The sequence below is a fragment of the Embleya sp. NPDC056575 genome (assembly GCF_042793325.1).
GTDB lineage: Bacteria > Actinomycetota > Actinomycetes > Streptomycetales > Streptomycetaceae > Embleya.
The window spans coordinates 99,948-119,137 of the sequence record NZ_JBHTVA010000006.1 but is presented as its reverse complement, the minus strand read 5'-3'; the positions used below and the strand labels follow the sequence as shown (position 1 = coordinate 119,137).

Here is a 19,190-nt window from a genome sequence, read left to right as displayed (position 1 = left end):
CGACCTGCTGCCGGCCGCCCGCGCCGGCTGAGAGGAGCCTGCGGCCGTCCGGCCTTGTGGGCGCCCGGCGGGTCCTGGCAGGTTGGGGGCGTGATCCTGTCGTTCGTGCGCGAGGGGCGTGCCGGTTCGGTGGAGGCGACCGTCGAGCGGGTCGAGGATCCCGCCGCGGTCGGACAGACCGCCGAGGCCCTGGACTTCCCCTGTCTGACCGCCCGCGTCACCCACCCCGGTCGCGGCTACGGTGCCATGTTCGGCTGGGTCCAGCTCGTGTGCTCCAGCGACGACGCGTCGGGCGGCACGGTGTTCGGCATGGACCCGTTCGTACTCTTCCCCGATTCCCGGTCGCCCTACTGCTACTTCGGCCCGGCCCCGACCCTGTTCGACTCCCCCGCCAGACTCGACCGCGCGCCGATGTCCTGGCTCGCCCACACCTTCCTGGCCTGGACCCCGATCGCCGAGACCATCCACCGCCACGTCGTCCCACTCGTCGGCTTCGCCTGGGGCTTCGACATCGACACCACCGGGAACATCACGATCCACGGGCCCACGCCGCTGCCCGACACCGCCTGGAACGGCCACCTCCCCCTCCTGCGCACACACCACCCCGCATGGACCTTCGCCCCACAACCCACCACGCGAGACCGGAACACATAGCGCGCGACAGCGCCCTGCTCTGGGTATGGCCGGCACTCGGATACGTCGGGCCGCCGGACCATCTCCACCACCACAGCCCCTTGTTCGAGACGAACAGCCCTTGTGCCGGCCCTGTCCACACCCTGGAGCAGCTGGTCGCCATCGGAGCCGCGGAACGGCATGACGGCCGCACCGATGTCGAATTCGGCTGGTCACCCGAAGCAGCCGCGCGGGTCCAGGTCCTGGAAACCCAGGGGAGTCGGTGCCGTTCTCCTCGACTCGGGGGGACGGGCGGGCGATTCGATCGTCGTACGGCTTCCCGCCGGACCCGCTCGACTCGGCGCTCGGCCTGCGAACGGAGCCGGGAGCCGGGAGGGTGCGCGTGCCCGCCGGAGGGTGTGTGCCGGGGGCGCGGGATCGGGTGTGACGCCCGAGGCGGAGGGTGTGGGGGCGTGAGTGTTCCGCCGTACTTGGAAGAGACGTTGGCGATGTTACGGCAGGCATATCCGCAGGGGATGCCGGACGAGGACTACCCGTCGGTGATGCGGGTGCTGTACGAGGGATGTCGCTGCGGAACGTGGGGGACGTGATGTTCGCGTTCACCACCTTCGTGGACGCCCACCACGACGCGTACGGCGTCGCCGACGACCTCGAGTCGACCGACCTCCTCGCGCGGCCGCACCCGGCGGGTCGGACTGGCATCGTCGGCCCGCCCTCGTCCACTCGCCGGATGCCGGCCATGCCGCCTCCCCCGCAGGTCGGTGCCAACCGGTCGGGCCGTACATTCGCGTTCATGTCCTTCAGAAGTCTGTTCCCGTTCCGGCGTGCCGCAGTGCCGCGTGCAATCGTCGTGGAGAGTGCGGCGCTCGACGATGTCGAGGTCCGGTGGGTCGGCGAGGCGGTCGCACGCACCGGACGTTTCGAACCCGCCGAGGAGTTGCTCGCACGGATCGGCACGGACTGGGGGCGCCGGTCGGTCGCGGTCAACGGACTCGGCGAGTTCGCCGCCGTGTCTCCGCAGTGGCTGCTCGCCTGGCAGAGCGCGCGCCCCAAGTCCGCGGACCGCGCCGTGGTCGCGGCCGAGGCGGGCGTGCGCGCGGCGTGGAACGTGCGCGGCGCGGCCCCGGCGAAGGCCACGAGCGCGCAGCGGTTCGCTGGATTCCACGAGTTGCTGCGCCAGGCCCGGGACACGTGTCGTGTGGCCACCGAACTCGCCCCCGAGGATCCGACCCCGTGGGCGTCGTGGTTGCGTGTGGATCGGGGACTGGGCGCCGGGCGTGGGGTGTTCGAGGAACACGTACGGGAACTGCGCGAGCGTTGTCCCCACCACGGGAACGGTCTGGCGGCGGCGTTGCAGTACCTGTGCGGGAAGTGGCACGGTTCGAACGAGGAGATGTACGCGTTCGCGCGGGACGCGGCCGAGCAGGCGCCGCCGGGATCGCCGTCGTCCCTCCTCGTGATCCACGCGCACGTCGAGTACGTCGCGCTGATGTCCTGGGACCGGGACTGGCCGGACCGCGAGTTCTGGACCGCGGAGGTTCCGGCGGCGGACCTGAACACGGCGTTGGAGCGATATCCCGCACGGGTGCGGTCGCGGCCCGCGAGCTGGGTGTCGGACCAGAGCTATCTGATGTTCGCCCTCGCCCGGGCCGGCCGATGGGCCGAACTCGCCGAGCGGTTCGAGGCCACCGGACACCTCGTCCACGAGATCCCCTGGGACTACGGCATCGGAGGGCCGGACTTCCTCACCCGCGTCCACCGCCGCGCAATGCGCGCCCGCCCACGCTCCACCCGTTGACCGCACGACGATCGGACCCCACGCCTGGGAACCGACCGGTGTCGAGGACGTGGGTCTCCCCCACGTCCGCAGTCCGTCGCACGGGACGACCGACGGATCCCTTGCCCGAGGTCGTTCACACCGGTTGCCCGCCTTTGCTTGGGCGAACTCCCTTGTCCGGACGGTTCATCGACCCGGTGTCTGCGGGATCACCGGGGCTCACCGACTCACTCCGGGCCGCGAACACCGCAGTTCCGGCACGACATCAGAAGCAGGGCTCCGGCGCGGGGCCGGGCCAGGTGTCGGGGTCGAGCATCTGCCACAGGGTGTGCGACAAGCCGTCGGCGCCCATGTAGTCGACCTGCGTCAGCCAGGGCGTCGGGGACAGGAGTCGGTGGAGTTCGGGGGTGACGGTCTCCTCGATCATCGTGCGCAGGGTGTCGGGGACGGGGTCGTCGGCCAGGCACAGCCACCCCAGCGCGGCGCTCACCCGTACCTCCGGGGTGCGGGTCGTGTCCGACCACAGGGCGTGGGTGAACGCGGCGGCGTCCTCGTGCCGGTGTTCCCGGGCGAGTTGGGCGATCGCCAGGACCAGGCCCGCGCGCACGCGGGCGTCCTGCTCGACGTCGAGGCGGGCGTGCAGGGCGGTGGCGATCTCCCGGGCCCGGTCGGAGGCGGCGGCCAGGACGTAGGCGGCCATCTCGCGCACCTGCGGGTCGGGGTCGTCCAGCAGTGCGATCGGGATGTGCGCGTCCGCGGCGATCGCGTCCCGCGCCGCGCGGATCACCCAGTTCTGCACGGAGGCGTCCACGCCGTAACGCACGTCGTCGTCCGCGTACGCCACCCGCAGCAGACCGGCCCGGGACCCGTCGTCCCAGAAGTTCCGGCGTGCCACCAACGCGCACATCCTCAATCCCGAGGATCGATCGTGTGTGAACGGGTCGGCCGCGATGCGCAGCAGGAACGGCACCGCCAACGCCCCCACCGGGAAACGACACCCCTCGCAGTACATGGCGCACCCCAACGCCTGCCTCGCCTCGCGTGCCGTGACGGGATCGGCGGAGCGCATCCGCTCCAACTCCCCGGGCACGTCGGGCTCGTCGGCGAAACGGGCGAACGGCACCCGCTCGTAGCGGAAACCCTCCCGAACGTCGAACGACATCCCCGCCACCACCATCCACACGTCCCCATCCGTCCCCTCCCACCCCTGCGACCCGTACTCCTCCCCCGACGCCTCCCCAGCGCTCCACGCCTCGACGTCCCCACCCTCGCCCATCCCCGCCCCTCCCCCGTATCCCCCACACCGGGTGGCAACACGTCGGCCCACGACGCGTCGACACGCACTCCCGCCCGCCTCGGAGCGGCCACGCCGCCGCGCCGGACACCGGCGCGCGCAACGTAGCCGGCCCCACCGACACCCCGCGCTGTCCTACGGAGCGGCGTCGCCGAGGGCGCACCTGGACACGGTCGTGGGCGGTCGCCGGGCGAGTTCGCGCTCGCGGCGTCGACGGTGGTCTCGTGGCGTGGTTCGCGGGATGCTCCGCATCCTCGTTCGCGCCGGACTTCGGCGCCGAGCCCGGCCGGCAGGCTGTGTCGGGGACAAGAGCGTGTACCGCGCGAGCTTCGCCGCGTTGCCCCTGTGGGAAGCCGCCGTGGACGGAGCCCCCGAGGATCGGGACACCTGGCCGCTGAGATCGTCTCGGTGGGACGCCGGTACCGCGAATACGACTCGGCGCTGGAGCCGCACGCCGCGCGGATCGCGAAGACGGCGGTCGTCGCGGACGCGCATCTCACCGACCACGCGCACCAAGCGCACTACATCCACCGGTTGTGCGGCATGCTCGCGCTCGAGGGGCGTCTGGCCTGGGCGTGGGGGGCTCGACGACCTCACCGACGCGTTCCCCTCGCCGTCCGCCGCCTGCACTGCGGCGCCGACGTCACCATCGCAGTGGGCGAGCACGGCAATCGCTCCGTGATCCGGAACCGACACTGCGGAGATCTACCGCCGTCCACTGCACTCCAACCCGCCCGAGAGATGACACCACCGAGTGCGCGGTCGCACGCGGTCGCGATCCGCGCCTCACGCGGGCCGGGAACCGGAACCCGCTCGGGTGGGACCCCCGAGGGGCACCTATACGCTGGCGCGATGACCGGGTTCGACGACACCGACCGACGGCAACTCGCCCTGATGTTGCACGAATACGCCGAACACGTCCTGGACGAGGTGGCCATACTGCGGGTGCGGACGAAGTACGGGGGACGTGTACCTCGAGATGTTCCGTACGTTCCCCCCGGGCACCACCGACGGCTACTTCCACTCGATCGACCCTCTGCTGCCGCCGCTCGGTGCGCGGGAGAACCGGTTCACCCCCGCCCACGAGATCCGACTCGCCGCCCTGCTCCACGCCTACGCCGAACACGAACTCGACCAGTGGACCACGCTGGAGACACGCACCACCCGCGGGCCGGTCCACATCGGCATCACCAACTCGACTCCCCACAGCGGAACCCACGACGACGCCCGGCCGCTCGACCACCTCCTCCCCACACCGGCCACAGACAACCGCCAGGACGCCCGCTGAACCCGGTCGACTCACGCTCGCTCGCGGAATCGAGGGGCGGCGAGCGCGAGACCCACGCCGAGTGGGCGAGTTCCGATTCCCACACCTGGCGCGCACGCCCGCAACGACGCGTCGCCGACCGCGTCCCGGCTCTGCCCGACGGCCCGTTCGCCCTCGCGTACCGCCACGTCGCACGCGAGGTACGCGCCGCCGCGCAGCGCCGCCGCGACGGTCTCGGGTGGGCACGACGTCCGCGTCCGTCCGATGGCGACGGACAGGCCGGCGGATCCGGAGGCGGCCTCGTCCAGGCCCGGCACCGTACCGACGACGGTCAGGTGGATGGCGGTGATGCCGGTGCCCGGCCGGAAGGTGGCGTCGGCCTTGGTCTCCAGCTTGGTGGGCGGGGTGCCGGCACCGGTCAGGCCGTGGGCGAGGGCCATGGAGAAGCAGGCGGAGTGCGCGCCGGCGATCAACTCCTCGGGGCTGGTCCTGCCGTTCGCGGCCTCGGCGCGCGCGGGCCAGGACACGGGGAACTCGCCGACGCCGGAGGAGTCGAAGGTGACGAGCCCCTACCCGTCGAGGAGGTTGCCCTCCCATGCGGTGTGTGCGGTGCGTGTGGTCGCCATGGTGAACATCCTTCGTCGTCGGTGACGGTGTGGGTCGGTTCGATCCGACCACATCGCGGGCACGCTCCATTGCCGACCGGTTACCCCTATCGGGTGAATCCCCGCAACGGGAACGCCGTCCGGGACCACGAACACCGACAGCGCGCTCCGAGAACGACGCCTTGACCGGGTGGCGGTTCGGACCGGCCTTGTTCCGAGCACACGCCCGGCGGGCGGGCATGGACGATCGCAGTGGCCGCGGCGGCGTACCCGGCCCGGGCGGGGCATGTGGAGGTGCCGCGCGCCCACGTGGAGTCGGTGGTGGCGTTCGACGGGTGGCCGGAGGACGTCAGGGTGGGGGTGTGGGTGACCACGAGCAGGAGCAGGCGGGCGAAGCCGGCGGCCGAGCGGATCGCGGAGTTGCACGTGTTGGGGATGCGCCGGACGCGGGCCGGGACGGCCCGGCCCGGGGTGGATTGGGGTTACTCACGATGAACCCCATGTACAGCCTGCGCATTTTCGAGGGTGCACATCGGCCCCGACCGGCCCGAACACCGGTTCCTGCCCCATCGTTTCCAAGGACGACGCCCCAGGCGACGGGAATCGGTCGGGGCGGATCGGCGCCGGGGTGCGCGGTGGTCGGGGGGCGGTGTGTGGTCCGCGTCGGATCCGTGCCCGGTTCACGGGGGATCCGGGCCGGCCGGGCGGGTCGCGGACGGGCGGGCGCCGGCCGGCCCCACACCAAAGGGCCGACCGGGTGGTGTGGGGGTGGGGTCGGGCTAGGCGGGGTGTGGGCGCGCGGGCGGTGGGGGATCGTGCCCGTCGTCCCCTCGACCCCCGCACGATCGGAGTCCCCCGTGAAGATCCGTACCCTCACCGCCGTCGCCACTCTCGTGGTCGCCGCGCTGCTCGGCGGCGTCGGCCGGGCCGCCGCGGCCGGCACCGCCGTGCCGCGGGCGTCGACGGCATCCGCCGGCGCCCCGAGCGGCTTCATCGGCGGGGAGTGGTGCGGCGTGGGCGGGGGACAGGTCCAGGACAACCCCCTGTCACCCACCGGCACCATCTGCGCGGGCGGCGACTTCGACGGATTCTTCGTCCGCGGCTGACCCGACCACGCCCCGGCCCGCCCGAACCGCCCACCCCCGCGCTACCTCGGGCCGCCCCGGTCGTCGGGCCCGGCGTGGTGGTCCGGCGTCCCCCCGTCGCCGGGATCCGCCCCCGGATCGGCCCAGCCCCCAGGCCGACCCGGCACATCACGGGTGGACGTCGGTGGATACCACACCGACGACCTGTTCGCGCTGGTGGCCATGCTCGCCTGGCTCGGCGACCAACTCGCACTGAGCCACGCGCGGATCGCCTCTTCGACGTCGTCGCAAGAGCGACCCTGACCGGCCCGGACCACGGGATACTCGTCGCATCGAACAACGCAAGCGATGACGACCGGCCACTGCACGACGTGGCCCGTCGGTCCCCTGGAGAATCGATGCCACCGCCATCCCCACCACCCCCTCCCCCACCTCTCGACATCCGCTACCACCCGGACGCGCTCGCCGATCCCGATACCGACCTTGCCCGTGTCCTGGCCGAGGTCACCTGGGACGAAGACATGCGGGCACGCCGGACCGCCTGCTTCGGCGTGCCGTACGACTACTCCGGGCGCCGTCACGATGTCGCACCCATGCCCCCGCGGATCGCCGCGATCGGCACCCGCGCCGGCTCACACGCCGGTCATCCCTTCGACAACTGCCTGGCGAACCTGTACGAGACCGGCGACAACACCATGGGCTTCCACCAGGACTCCTACGACGGCCTCAGCCCCGGCAGCGCAATCGCGATCGTCTCCCTCGGCGCGACGCGCCGCCTCGCCTTCCGCAGCCTCGACCGAAACCACCGCCACGAACTCGCCCTCGTGCACGGCTCGGTGCTGCTCATGACCGCCGTGACCCAACGCGGCTGGACCCACGCCGTCCCCCGGGAACCCGCGGCCGGCCCCCGCATCAGTCTCACCTTCCGCCAAGCAATGACGCGGCCGACGAGCTAGCTAGCTAGGCGACCCTGTCGAATCGGTCGGCAAGGGCGGAGCCGGACGCTACCGTGTCACGCTGAAGAAGACCGTCGACGTGGTTCGCTCCGTGCCGATCGCGACGCTGAACAGCGCGGCGGACTGGAAGAGCGAGATCTGCGTCAGGCGCACCGGCGGAGTCTGTCCGGCGAACTGCGTTCGCGTGACCACCGGCACCGACGGCGTTGCGCAGGATCAGCCCTTCACCCATCATCGTCCCCTGTACCGGGCGCCGTGCCGTGCGCCCGGTACGGTTTCGGCCGCCCGTGGCAGGCACCCGGGTGGCCGTGGGGACAAGCGCGGCCGACCGACGGGTCGGGTTCTCACACCCCACCCTGCCTGTACGGGCGAGCCCCGGCGGCCGGAAGGCGTGCCGGGGCTCGGATCGGCGGAACGTCGGCGTACGTACCGTGCTTGAGGATCGGCCCGTCGTAGCCGGTCTTGTCGTCCCGGTGGGCGGCGGGGCCGATCCGTCAGGCGGGCGAGGCGGACTTCTCCGGGGTCTCCTCGGGTTCGGAGTCCGGCGGGTCCACGTCGCCCGCGACCGAGGACGGCGTGATGCCACCCTTGCCGAACGGCACCCAGACGAGCCAGGCGGCCCTGAATTCGGGTCCGCTGTCACCGCCCTCCATCCCGAAGTAGACGCTGCACGAGGCGCCCTTGCGAATCGGCAACACCGCCACGTTGGCGGCCGTACGACCGTCGATACGCATTGCGGAGGCTCTGACGTTGGTCCCGTTTCCGGAGAGTTTGACGATGGAGTTCCGGGAGTTGCCGGTGGTGTGGACCTCGCCGATCGCCAGGCCCGCGGTCGGCGCGGTGAACGCCAGGGTCCGGCCGAAGGTCAGCGGGAAGACCTGCGCGGGGCCGACGATGTCCATGGTGGACACGGTCGCGGCGAACGGTCCCCCGACCGTGAGGCCGTCGGCGCCCACCACGATCTTCGCCGCGGACAACTGCTTGCCCGTGGCCACGGTCACGTTGCCGGCGATCGTGACGTCGTTGCCCGGCAATACGTTCGTATGGCTGTTGATCGTCAGGGGAACGGCGGACGGTCCTCGCAGGTCCCTGATCCGTACGATCGAACCGCTCTCGGTGACGGAGACGTCGTCCTTCGCCGTCGTGGTGCCCTCCACCACCAAAGGCCCCTTGACGGTGGTCGTCCGGTCCGACGACGACAGGTTGAGGTGCCCGCCGACGTCGATCGTCGGATTCTGCCCCAGCCCCATCATGGTGCGCGCATACAGCGTCCTGTCCTTGTCCACCGTGACGTCGCCCTTGGCGGTGGTCGTGCCGTGGACGACGAGATTCCCGACCTCCAGGTGCGGCTTGACGACCGTCACCTGGGCGGCCAGGATCCGCACCACCTGGTCCGGGGCCTGACCCACGGTGCCCCGCAGGTAGAACGTCGTGTCGGACGTGACGTTCGTGATCTTCCGGGTGGACACGTTGGTGACGGGCAGGCACGTGCGCCCGTACAGCAGTTCATAGGCCGCGTTCGCCGAGCGCTCCCACGTCAGGGTGACGTCGCCACCGTTGTCGATCACCAAGGGGTCGCACATGAGGTTCCGCATGTAGAAGCCGGGCGGAAACTTGCCCACGCTGAACACCAGTTCACGGTTGCAGAAGGCACTGTTGCCCGTGCGCGAGCGCTCGGTCACCGTCACCGGACAACTGCCGACCTTACGGCTCACCGGAAGCTCCGAGATCCGGATGGTGATCGACGTGTCCGGGCCGATCGTCTCGTACTCCGCCACCGGCGTGAACACGAACTCCTCCGTGGACGAGTTCAGTGCCACCGACCACCCGGACAGGCTGATGGACGCCACCGCCCTGCTCAGATCGAGCGCGAGGTCGGGAGCGGCCGTGCCGGCCGGGATCTTCACCTTGATCGACGCCACGTCGGCCGCCGTGCCACTGCGCCGCGACGCCACGATGATCAGTTCGCAGGTCTCCGGCGGCATCTGCGGGTTCTCCGGTGATGCCTCCACCGGGTCCGGGGCGGTCGTCAGGTCGTACGACAGGAGCGGTTCGTCTGCGGACACGACAGTGAAACTCTGTGTGACCAGACCCATGTCTCGTCAGCTCCCTTCGTTGGAACGGGTGTGCGCCGCCGCGTTGTCCAGGGTCAGGAACCCGGACCTGATCTCCGGGTCGGCGAGCGGCAGGTCGGTCGCGTCCTGCGGCTGGATGGCGAGCTTCTCCCACACTCCGCGGCGGTTCTCGGTCCAGGACCACTCGCCCAGCACGGTCGCGGGCACGGGCATCAGGACGGTTTCCTGCGGTTCCCGGGACGGGCCGTACAGGTTCACGCTTGCGGCGAGGAGATCGCCGGTGCGGAAGTTCACCGACATGCGTGCGAGGGCGGCGTCGGTGAACTCCTGCGGGACGAGGACCTTCTTGGTCGCGAGGATGTCCGTGGTGGCGTGGGCCGCGGCGCGCGGGTCGACCAGGAGGGTGAGCACGGTCGTGTTGCGGTCGCCGAAGTTCAGCCACAGCGCGGGCACGTCACCGATGGGGCGCAGGTAGTCGCCGGCGCCGGTCACCGGGTCGACGACGGTGTCGAAGTGCTCGTAGTCGCCGTCGGTGACGTAGCCGACGACGCCGTCGTCGGTCTGGTCCGCCTCGCCCATGCGTACCACCCAGGGGTAGGAGGGCAGTTCGCGTTCGGTCTCCTCGAACAGCATCCGCCAGCTGACGTCGGAGGCCAGCGGGCCGTGGGCCTGCATCTCCAGTCGGGTCCGGACCAGGGCCAGCGGGCGACCCAGCAGGAAGCCCAGGCCGGGATCGGCGGGGCCTTCCGGGTCGATGGTGTGCAGGGCCTTGTCCACGGTGGCCCGGAAGGCGTCGAACGCCTCGGGCCCCCTGGTCTTGACGGGCTCGAGGAGGTCGTAGGCGTGTGCGGAGACCGTCCGGAGTTGTTCGAAGTCGGTGATGTTCGATCCGGGGAGCACGGACCAGGAGACCTCCCTGGTCGACCGGGAGTCGAGCGTCACGCGCAGTTCGCCGAGAACCAGTCCGGTCGGTTCGTACACCACCAGCGACTTGTCGAGCCGGTTGTGCACCAGCCACGCACAGACGGGGTTGTTTCCGGGGGCGAGTTCGACGTCCTCGTCGCCGTCCGCGGACAGGAAGTCGAAGCGCAGTCGGGCCGGTTGGAGCAGTCTGGGGCCGAGTTCGATCAGTCGGTCGGCGTCCTGTTCCTGGGCGAAATACCTGGGTTCCATCGTGCGGACGATCTCCGGCCGGAAGTGCAGCGCATCGCCGATCAGGTCGACGGCCCGGCCGAACCGGTCCACGACCGACAGGTCGAGGAAGGCCATCTGCCCGGCCCGCAGTTCCTGGAACCGCGACGGGGGCCACGGATCCCAATCGTCGGCCGGTGCGCCGCCGGGGTCGGGCGGCGCGAAGTCGCCGTCGCCCAGCAGGGCGGCGACGTCCGGAGGCGGTTGAATGGCGCCGGCCGGCTGTCGTTGCGCGATCGCCGCCCCGAAGCCGTCGAGGACCTGCGACAGGACGTCGGTCTCCTTGGCGTCGGAGCGTAGCCTGCGCAGGGTTTCGGCCGGAATCAGGCCGTCGCGGCGGCGTGCGTGAATGGCGATCTCGCCTTCCAGGACGTGCCCGGCGGTGGGGGCGAGCATCTGTCGGCCCGAGGCGATGATGGTGGTGATCTCCTGCGGCGGGCCCTCCTCGGGCCATCCCTTCCAGCGGTAGCGGGAGCGTTCGATGAACTCCCAGTGGTCGCCGCCCTCGTCGTGGAAGGGCAGCGGGAAGTATTCCGCCTTCCACATCAGGAACAGCGGCTGCCAGGGCATCTCCCACTCACTGGTGCCAAAGGTGGGCATCGTGCCGATGACATTGGTGTAGTTGCCGGTCTTCAGCGCCTTGTCGAGGATGAAGAACTCGGTGACGAGGGCCGGGAAACAGGGCGGGAGGTTGGTGAACGTGACCTTCGCGACCAGCGGGGCGACCTGACTGCCCGTCACTCCGGATGCCGCGGTGACCAGGCGATCCGGCGTGCGGCAGGGCAGGGATTCCTTACGGACGAGCGGGGCGTGCAGGTTGGCGCCTTCGAGGGCGAGGACCGGATCGGCGCTGTATTCGAAGTCCTGGCGGGGCGCGCGGATCAGGGTTCGGGCCGAACGGGCCTTGTACTTGGGGTACTTGCGTTCGATGTCGGCGGCGAGTTGGTCGGCGGTCCTGCCGGTCGGCAGCCGGGAGTCGCGGGCGGTATCCGCGGAGAGCCGTTCGACCTCCGCCTTGGCCTGTGCCAGTGCGTCCTCGATGCCTTCGTGGAAGATGTCCGGCTGGTCCTCGCGTTGGGTGAGCCACCACAGCTGGTAGAGGCGTTCGCGGGCGGAGCGGAGTTCGCGTTCGCGCCCGTCCGCCCGGGCCTGGAGCTCGTTGAGCTGCCGGAGCAGGGTGTTCTCCTCCTCGTCCCGGACGAGGAGGGTCCGTCCGGCGGGCGCGGAGGGGGCGTCGGGTTCGATGTCGTCGCGGGCGCCGATGAACCAGTGATAGCCGCCGGGGACCGGGCCGAAGCCGATGTCGTGGGCGCGGCGGTCGGTGAGGATGTCCGCTTCGGGCAGGTCCCGTTCGGCCAGCGCCTCGGTTCCGCCGAGCAGGAACGCCCGGAAGAGTTCGGCTTCCTCGACGGAGAGCACACCCTCGGCGGACGTCCCCGTCTCCCCCACGGCCTCCATCACGCTGTTGGCGACGGTCGCGGTGACGTCGCGGCGGTGCGGGCACTTCGACCGCGGTACTACGCCGTCGATCTGCCAGTCGAGGCCGAGGACGGTCCCGGAGTAGACGGACCTGCGGATACCGCTGCCGGATCCGGGCGGCGCCGTCCAGCCGAGATCGTCGAGCAGCTTCGAGAGGTCCTCGGTTCCGGCGAGGATGTCGCTGTCGGGCTGGGCGTACCAGCCGGCGACGAAGTAGCCGAGCCGTTCGACGGGTTCGACGCCGGTCAGTGTGTCGTGCATGGAGAACACGTTCGTGTTGTACGGCTGGAAGACGGAGAAGGTCGGCAGCCCGGGGCCGATCGCCGTGAGGAACGGGGTGTGCCGGTCGTCGGGTTCGCGCCAGGCTTCGGTCAGATCGTGGCACTTGCCGATCTTTGTGGCTTCGGGGTGCTCGGTGTCCGGGGCCTGGAAGGAGACAGTGCCGTTGGTGGGGTCGAGGTAGTCGCTCTCGACGATCCACGCCCTGACGTTGGAGGTGCCGTCCTCGTGTCGCACCACCAGCCAGCGGTTGGGGACGAGCGGGAAGTCGCCGACGCCCTCGTCCTCGTCGTGCCGGCCGCGGGTGAGGGCGGCGGGCAGTTCCCACTGGAGGTAGACGCCGAGCCGGTCTTCGTCTCCGCGCCACTGCTCCAGGCCCATGAAAGGAGCGGGTTCGGGCGGATTGCCCTGGGCGACACCTCGGAAATTCGTGTTCCAGCGCTGGATGACGTGATCGTCGCCGGTGTCGCGGGTCTGCCGGTTGACGGCGAGTGCCGCCACCTCGACGGGAACGACCAGGGTGGTGTCCGCGGACATCTCGGGCCTCCTTTCACAGGCGGGTGAAGGACTGCACCTGCGGTGCCTGGATCATCTGCAGGGCGAACTGGGCCGAGGTCAGCCGGACGCCGCCGTGCGCGGTGTCGAGACCGTCGAGCAGGGCCGTGCCGGAGCCGCCGATGTTGAGGACCCCCGTGTCCCGGTCGCGGAGGTACTTGCCGAAGTCGGCATCCGCCGGGAACTCGCCCATCGGGTATCCGATCCGGGGGCCGTCGATCTCGCGGAGTTCGATGGTGCCGACGTTGCCGACGCCGAAACAGATGCCGCGCGGGGGTTCGGCGATCTCGAAGCGGTCGATCACCCGCGGGTACAGCACGAGTCGAACGTCGGTGCCGTAGTCGGCCGTTCGCAGCGGCTCGACGTCGACCTCGGCGCGCAGCCCGGTGAAGATGGTGGTCGGCCAACCGGGGATCAGCGACGACCGCACGAGCACGCCGCACTCCGGGACCGGCCCGCCGTCCACGGCGAGGCTGTTGAGATCGGCGTCGAGGGCGTGGCCGACGCCGACGCTCAGGGCTCCGTCGACGGCGGCGCGGATCCACTCCGGATCGACGTGGAAGAAGCGGATGCTCTCCTGGGGCAGCCTCCGGGTGTCCGGGACGAGGTTGTCGAAGGTCGCGATCTCCAGCAGGCGCAGCCGATCGAGCCAGGCCCGTACGCCCTCGAACTCGTCGCCGGCCGCTTCGCGGACGAGGGACCGCACGGAGGTGTCGGCCAGCAGCGTCCCGATGTCGCCGGTCGTGCGCCGGGCCCGCGTCGTCGTGGTGCGCCGGAGGCCGGCGCGCACCGCGGCGGGGGCTTCGCGGACGGCGCGGCCGAGTCGGGCGCCGTCGTCGTCCAGGAGCATGCGGTCGAAGGATGCGATCGCGAGGGGCGCGGTGAGGTCCCGGGCCGCCACGGCGCGCCCGACCAGACCCGGGTGGGAGGCGAGGCGGCGTAGGGCGAATCGGGCGGCTTTGCGGAACTCCAGCAGGGCCTTCCGGTAGTCGGCGTCGGCGAGGGCGAGTGTGCGTCCGGCGGTGAAGGCGGCGGCGTACGAGGTGTCGAAGACGCCGTACTTCTCCAGGTAGACGAGTGCTTCGCCGGAGGAGTCCAGGCGTACCCGGCCCTCGCCGGGGTCGGGCAGCGGCTGGGGTTTGAGGGCGGTGAAGGGTCCGCGGTGGAAGGCGATCGTACGTTCGCCGGTGGGCAGGCGCTGCGGGAGGGTGGTGGCGCCGCCCGCGACGCGGTCGAGCGCTTCGCGCTGGGGCTCCGTCACATTCGCCGGTTCGGTGACGGGGACCCGCAGACGCAGGTCCCGGCGTGGCGTGACGCCGTCGGTGGTGGCGAGTCGCTGGACCACGTCGCCGAAGCCGGTGCCGTCGTCGGGTCGTGTCTCGAAGGTCCAGGAGGTGAGGGAGACCAGTCGGACACCCTCGGCGGCGGCGGGTTCGGTGAGGGCGTCGTCGTGGCCTTCGAGGCTGACGAGGTGGCAGACGTGCAGGCCGCCTCGGGCGTCGGGGAATCGGTTGGCGACGACGACGGCGTTGAGCTGGTCGATGTCGGGTTCCGGGCTGGCGCCGGCGCGTGTGGCGTCGGGTTTGCCGCCCTCCCGGACATGGGCGAGGTAGGCCATTTCGGCCGGAAGCGGCTTGACCTGGTCGAACAGGGTGGCGGGCACGTGGATGCTGACGCAGTTCTCGTCGCATTCGTCGGGGCGCAGGCTTTTCGGGTCGATGTCCGGCGGGCGGCCGGGGCCGTGTTCCCCCGCGAGCAGTTTGCGTACGGTGTCGACGGTGACGGCGCCGACCGCCTCGGGGTCCTCGTCCAGTTCGCCGGGTCGGAAGACGAACAGGGCCATCCACGGGATGCTCTTGTCGTGTTCGCCGAGGTCGCCGAGCAGCCGGGCCCACGGGAGTTCGGGGGTGTCCAGGTTGATGTGCGGCAGGACCTCGCTGTACGTGCCGACGGCGTCGGGCACCGGGTAGCGGGCGTTGACGGCGGTGGGGGCGATGGCGAATCGGGGTTGGATGACGGCGAAGGGTTGGGGTGTGCCGTCGAGCGGCCGGTCGGCGCCGTCGGTGTCGCGGAGCAGTTGATTGTTGTGGATCTCGTAGCGGCCCGCGTGGAGCGAGGGGATGCGGTGGTCGAAGAAGCGGGTGCGGTGGGCGGTGGCCGGGCGCGGTGGGTCAAAAGCCCCGGCCTGGGGTGCGGTGGTCACGGTGGTCCTCCTGGTGGGCGGCTCAGGCCGGGATGAGCATCGGGTCGGCGGTGAAGGCCGTGCCGGCGGCGGACGCGTAGGCGGTGAGGTCGGTGTCGACGGGGCCGCGGTCGAAGAGGCCGAGGTTCTCGGCGGCGTCGAGGAGGGCGTTGCGGCGGTCCTTGACGGTGGGGGTGTTCACCCCGGTGGCGATGATGTCGACCACGCTCCTGGAGGGCCGCTGCGGTACCGGGCCGACGGGGGTGGCTGCGGGGTCGAGGGGCTGGATTCCGGGCGGGGTGACCGGGTCGAAGGAGATGCCCTCCTCGTCGATGAAGCCGGTGTCGGTGCCGTTGTCGACCGGTGGTGAGGCGAGTTCGATTCCGATGACCTGTTCGGGGATAAGTTCGCCGCCGTCGCCGCTGTCTCCCCAGCGGGCACGTGGGACCGGTCCGCGGAGGATGCCGCGTCCCCACTCCATGAGGTCGTAGGTGTCGTCGCCGTTGAAGGTGACCCACACGCGCAGTTCGCTCTGCCGGTCCTTCAGCGCCATGGGCAGGATGTCGATCGGTGGGCCGCCGGCGACGTCTTCGGTTCCCGTCCTGCTGAGGTAGACCTTGCTGACCGGTACCTGGGTGTCGGCGGTGAATCGGAAGCCGGCGTTGTCCACGATCCACGGTTTGCGTTCGCTGCGGGTGGTGCCTGCGGGGGTTTCGCCGATGAGGCCGGCGCCGGCGGTGGAGCGGACCATGTGCTGGGGTACGGGCAGGGTGCCCTGGAAGCCGAACCAGCCCAGCGGTGGTGGGGTGTCGTCGCGCTTTCGGCCGAAGCCGATGGTGAAGGAGATGAACCACAGGTGGACGGTGGCCTCGCCGCCGACCGGCGGCCCCCAGGCTCGTACGCTGACGCCGACCTCGACGGAGATCCTGATCCGGACGAACCAGATCGGGATCGTGGCGGACACTCCGACGCGGACGCTGATACCGACATCGAAGTAGAACGGCTTCCATTGCAGGAAGGCGTCGATCCTGGCGATGAGCCAGGCACGCAACATGCCGGACTCGAAGACGAGTTCCAGGGCGCCGCCGGCCATCAGGGACTTGGGGGTCAGTCCGGCGTAGGCGCTGCCGGAGACGGTGACGGTGGAGCCCAGGGCCCAGGTGAGCGCGGCCTCGGCGCCCCGGGGATAGCGCACGGGGAGCTCGCGCCCGGCGGGGATGCGGCCGAGGATGAACGCGAAGTCGCCGGCGTTGGGATTGGCGCCGAACCACACCTTGAGTCCGATGCCGCCGCGGACCTTGCAGTCCGGGTCGATGACGAAGGTGTTCTCGGTGAGGCCGACGCCGAGGCTGAGTTCGCCGGAGGAGGGGCGGATGGTGGCCTCGACGCCGATTTCCACCCGGGCGATCTTCTTGGTGCTCTTGGTGGGCAGTTCCGCGCCGCCCGTGCCCAGGAGGCTGATGACGAGGTCGTCGCCGAACTGGACGATGGCCATGGCGCGGCCCTTGATGAGTTCGAAGACGCTGAAGGCGAAGCCGGCGGCGATCCAGACGTTGCCCTCGGAGGGTCGGACCCAGGCGAGGCTCCCGCTGCCGACGAGGGTGGCGAGGATGTCGAGGGGATCGGTGGCCTCCTCGTCGTGGCCGATCGAGCCGGGGTCGTCGAGGGCCTGGAGGAAAGGGAAGGTCGCGAGCGCCTCGGCGGCGGGGACGCGGACCTTGCTGTTCCAGCCGAACCCGGCCGAGACACCGTTGAGTTCGAGGGGCGGGGAGCCGAGCAGCGGGTCACCGCTGAGGGCGGCGTACACGAACATCGAGGGGTCTGTGCCGCTGTCGGGCACGACGTACGCGCCCATCGCGGTTCCGGTGTACGTTCCGACGCCGACGATGAGCAGGCCGGCGATGGTGGTCTTGTACGGCGGGGTGGCGGGAAGCGCGGTCAGCGCGCCGACGAGACGGAACGTGCGGCGTTCGAGGTTGATGCTGATGCCGTTGGCGCCGGGCGGCGGTTCGGGCGGGGACCAACCGCGGATCATCGGCGAGTCGAGTACGGTGACGCCCTTGCGGCGCACGGCCGCGGTCCGGGGTACGACGATGCCGCGCGAGGTCACCAACGCCCGCGGTTCGCGTCGTCGTTCCTCGGCGGTGCGGAGCCGCCGGGGTGGCAGCGGTCGGCCGAGCCCGTCGCGGCGCTCCGGATCGGTGTCGGGCTCGCACTGCGGGGGCGCGGCCAACGGCAGGACCCGATCACCCGTCACCAGCCAGGCGCCGGGCCGCGGCCCGTCACCGCTCGGCACTCCGTCGACCAGAACCAGGCCGACGGTGCCACCCAGGTCCACGAACGCCCGGACACCGGACACGTGTTCGCCGTCCCGGCCGAAGTCGACCCGTACCGGCAGGGGGCCGTCGGCGGCCGTGGTGACCGCCCGACCGGCCGCGCGCAACTCCTTCGCATCGCACACGACGCCTTCGATGCGCAGCACGCCCCCGGGGAAGACGAGAGCCGCGTCCGCGCCGAGGAGTTCCGGCGGAACGTCGAGAACTCCCCCGGGCCGTGTGTCGTCGAACAGCTTCCGCAAGGTCTGGACCTGTATCGCCACAGCCGTCACCCACCTTGAAATCACGACGAAGGGTTCGGCGCCGGAAGCAGTACCGACGGACTGCGACTGTCACTCGCCGGCGTCGCTCAACAACTTGACGTCACGGACAAGAAGTAAGCAATCACACAAATGACGACTGGCTCGATTGCATCATGTAATGACGTGTTCTCATCCATCGAGTTGGACGGCTCCCGGTTCCTCTGGAACGCCCGTGCGACATCCGCGCGGTCGCCGCCGGGAACGACACGAACCCCACGGCGAGGCGCGGCCCTTCGCCGGCCCGATCCCGTCCGCCGACGACTGCGCCGCGCGCGGCATCGGCGACGGATGTGGTGCGGGCAGCGTGGGCGAGCATGCTCGTGTGCACGGCACGCCGGCCCGTCCCGCCCACTGCCGTCAGTCCTTGATGCTGCGGCAAGCCCCACCGGGCCGCGATCAGCGGGACCTGCGTGAGCGGGGCCGCGTCGATCTCCGCGTCGAAGGCCTCGTGCGCGGTGTCGTCCGACAGGCCGGCCCTGATTCCGCCCAGGCTGCCCGGGAGTTCCACCAGCTCGCCGCCGATGTGGGTGATCAGTACAGGGTCGCCGTGCTCGGCCATGATGCGCGCCCCCTCCGGGTCGGGTCGGTCGTCGCCCACCGGTGTGCGCGGCCACCTCGAGGCGCCGACAGTGGCGCACGGCGGCGCGTGCGGGGGCGCGACGGTGGTAACGGACACCAGCCGCAGGTCGGAGGCGGCCCAACTGTCCGAATCGATGGCGAACAACCCCGAGGCGGCGCTATCGCCGACGAGGCCTGGTCCCGCTCCTCGCGGTACCGGCCGTCGACGCCCGCAGGTTCGGCGGGGCGAAATCGACGAGCCCGGGCAAGCCGAGCCGGCGCGGGCCGTCCGCATCGGTGGCCTCGGCCGCGGGAGCCCACGAACCCCCGGGCCGACGAGGGGGCCACCGCGAGTGTGCGGTGGCCCCCCCTCAAGGCGTGGGCGGGCGGGTTCTGCTCGGTGGGGCCCGTTCACGCGTGCGGGGACAGGGCGCCGTAGGCCCGCCGACGGTCGCGTCCGATGCGAAATCCCGCCCGCCCATGGGCAACCCCTGCCGGCAACCGGGGAGTGCGGCCGGGGTGGGATCCATCCCCGAGGCATCCCCGAAAGGGCGAATCCCGGCCCGGCGGCGCATGAGGCGGACCGGAGCGGAGAAGTCACACCCCGGATGAGTGA

At 71.0% G+C, this 19,190-nt stretch carries 13 protein-coding genes and 1 pseudogene; 7 read left to right on the top strand and 7 right to left on the bottom strand.

Annotated elements, in window-relative coordinates; all coding sequences use genetic code 11:
- Positions 1-90 precede the first annotated feature (90 nt).
- The gene (locus tag ACFRCG_RS06595) at positions 91-654 is read left to right on the top strand and encodes a hypothetical protein (RefSeq protein ID WP_380029442.1); all 564 of its coding nucleotides are present in this window, start codon (positions 91-93) and stop codon (positions 652-654) included.
- 772 nt (positions 655-1,426) lie between these two features.
- Positions 1,427-2,431, top strand: coding sequence for a hypothetical protein (locus ACFRCG_RS06590; RefSeq protein ID WP_380029440.1), 1,005 nt, complete (start codon positions 1,427-1,429; stop codon positions 2,429-2,431).
- 244 nt (positions 2,432-2,675) lie between these two features.
- On the opposite strand, the gene ACFRCG_RS06585 is transcribed toward ACFRCG_RS06590, so the two are convergent.
- Positions 2,676-3,686: a HEAT repeat domain-containing protein gene (locus ACFRCG_RS06585; RefSeq protein WP_380029438.1), complete on the bottom strand. Its 1,011-nt coding sequence runs from the start codon at positions 3,684-3,686 to the stop codon at positions 2,676-2,678.
- 985 nt (positions 3,687-4,671) lie between these two features.
- Here ACFRCG_RS06585 and ACFRCG_RS06580 point away from each other — a divergent pair.
- Entirely contained in the window at positions 4,672-4,992 is a 321-nt protein-coding gene (locus ACFRCG_RS06580) for a hypothetical protein (protein ID WP_380029436.1), read from the top strand.
- 188 nt (positions 4,993-5,180) lie between these two features.
- Here ACFRCG_RS06580 and ACFRCG_RS06575 read toward each other — a convergent pair.
- Positions 5,181-5,597 (bottom strand): annotated as a pseudogene (locus ACFRCG_RS06575) (OsmC family peroxiredoxin); the annotation flags it as partial.
- A gap of 231 nt (positions 5,598-5,828) precedes the next feature.
- On the opposite strand from ACFRCG_RS06575, the gene ACFRCG_RS06570 reads away from it, so the two are divergent.
- From ACFRCG_RS06570 to ACFRCG_RS06555, 4 genes are all read left to right on the top strand, one after another.
- Positions 5,829-6,071 (top strand): helicase associated domain-containing protein, encoded by a 243-nt coding sequence (locus tag ACFRCG_RS06570; RefSeq protein WP_380029434.1) that lies wholly within the window; start codon positions 5,829-5,831, stop codon positions 6,069-6,071.
- Between the two features lie 362 nt (positions 6,072-6,433).
- Positions 6,434-6,682, top strand: coding sequence for a hypothetical protein (locus ACFRCG_RS06565; RefSeq protein ID WP_380029432.1), 249 nt, complete (start codon positions 6,434-6,436; stop codon positions 6,680-6,682).
- A gap of 153 nt (positions 6,683-6,835) precedes the next feature.
- Entirely contained in the window at positions 6,836-6,964 is a 129-nt protein-coding gene (locus ACFRCG_RS06560) for a hypothetical protein (RefSeq protein ID WP_380029430.1), read from the top strand.
- 95 nt (positions 6,965-7,059) lie between these two features.
- Positions 7,060-7,617: an alpha-ketoglutarate-dependent dioxygenase AlkB family protein gene (locus ACFRCG_RS06555; RefSeq protein ID WP_380029429.1), complete on the top strand. Its 558-nt coding sequence runs from the start codon at positions 7,060-7,062 to the stop codon at positions 7,615-7,617.
- A 494-nt stretch (positions 7,618-8,111) separates the two neighbouring features.
- Here ACFRCG_RS06555 and ACFRCG_RS06550 read toward each other — a convergent pair whose 3' ends face one another.
- The 5 genes from ACFRCG_RS06550 to ACFRCG_RS06530 all read right to left on the bottom strand — a co-directional run bounded on the left by ACFRCG_RS06550 (position 8,112) and on the right by ACFRCG_RS06530 (position 18,575).
- Positions 8,112-9,683 (bottom strand): hypothetical protein, encoded by a 1,572-nt coding sequence (locus ACFRCG_RS06550; protein ID WP_380029428.1) that lies wholly within the window; start codon positions 9,681-9,683, stop codon positions 8,112-8,114.
- A gap of 36 nt (positions 9,684-9,719) precedes the next feature.
- On the bottom strand, positions 9,720-13,178 hold the full coding sequence (locus ACFRCG_RS06545; RefSeq protein WP_380029426.1) for a hypothetical protein: 3,459 nt from the start codon (positions 13,176-13,178) through the stop codon (positions 9,720-9,722).
- Between the two features lie 13 nt (positions 13,179-13,191).
- Positions 13,192-15,399, bottom strand: a complete 2,208-nt coding sequence (locus tag ACFRCG_RS06540; RefSeq protein ID WP_380029424.1) for a hypothetical protein — start codon at positions 15,397-15,399, stop codon at positions 13,192-13,194.
- A 22-nt stretch (positions 15,400-15,421) separates the two neighbouring features.
- The gene (locus tag ACFRCG_RS06535) at positions 15,422-17,977 is read right to left on the bottom strand and encodes a DUF6603 domain-containing protein (protein WP_380029422.1); all 2,556 of its coding nucleotides are present in this window, start codon (positions 17,975-17,977) and stop codon (positions 15,422-15,424) included.
- 121 nt (positions 17,978-18,098) lie between these two features.
- Entirely contained in the window at positions 18,099-18,575 is a 477-nt protein-coding gene (locus ACFRCG_RS06530) for a hypothetical protein (RefSeq protein WP_380029416.1), read from the bottom strand.
- Between the last annotated feature and the right edge of the window lie 615 nt (positions 18,576-19,190).

What these genes read in the sequence shown, in the direction of transcription:
- ACFRCG_RS06530 (WP_380029416.1), bottom strand. Translation starts at nt 18,575, where the DNA reads ATGGCCGAGCACGGCGACCCTGTACTGATCACCCACATCGGCGGCGAG.
- ACFRCG_RS06555 (WP_380029429.1), top strand. Translation starts at nt 7,060, where the DNA reads ATGCCACCGCCATCCCCACCACCCCCTCCCCCACCTCTCGACATCCGC.
- ACFRCG_RS06545 (WP_380029426.1), bottom strand. Translation starts at nt 13,178, where the DNA reads ATGTCCGCGGACACCACCCTGGTCGTTCCCGTCGAGGTGGCGGCACTC.
- ACFRCG_RS06590 (WP_380029440.1), top strand. Translation starts at nt 1,427, where the DNA reads ATGTCCTTCAGAAGTCTGTTCCCGTTCCGGCGTGCCGCAGTGCCGCGT.
- ACFRCG_RS06585 (WP_380029438.1), bottom strand. Translation starts at nt 3,686, where the DNA reads ATGGGCGAGGGTGGGGACGTCGAGGCGTGGAGCGCTGGGGAGGCGTCG.